The organism is Rhizobium sp. CFBP 8762 (assembly GCF_014841565.1).
Taxonomy (GTDB): domain Bacteria; phylum Pseudomonadota; class Alphaproteobacteria; order Rhizobiales; family Rhizobiaceae; genus CFBP-8762.
The window spans coordinates 1-302 of the sequence record NZ_JACYUD010000033.1 but is presented as its reverse complement, the minus strand read 5'-3'; the positions used below and the strand labels follow the sequence as shown (position 1 = coordinate 302).

Genomic DNA, 302 nt, shown 5'->3' with positions numbered 1-302 from the left:
TCTTCCCGGGCCCACCATTTGTTTCTGCTCACGCTGTCGTGCTCTTTGAGCGCTGCGCTGCGCAGACGCGAAAGGTAAACCTTTCGGCTCGGCTTTGCCGGCTGTTTGGTGGGTTGCGGTTGGTTTGATGATTTTGGTTTGTTTGTTTGGTGTTCGAAGGCTTTGGCCTTCGCAAGGCCAGCGGCCGTCGCCAATCGTTTGGCGCCCCCGTGGAGCGCTTTGCGCGTGAACGCATGGAATTGGGGCTGTAGCTCAGCTGGGAGAGCACCTGCTTTGCAAGCAGGGGGTCAGCGGTTCGATCC

1 protein-coding gene is annotated in these 302 nt (G+C 58.9%); it reads right to left on the bottom strand.

Translation table 11 applies throughout. The features are described 5' to 3' along the window. On the bottom strand, positions 1-194 hold a 194-nt coding region (locus IFT84_RS21390; protein ID WP_206757427.1), incomplete at its 3' end, for a hypothetical protein. Between the last annotated feature and the right edge of the window lie 108 nt (positions 195-302).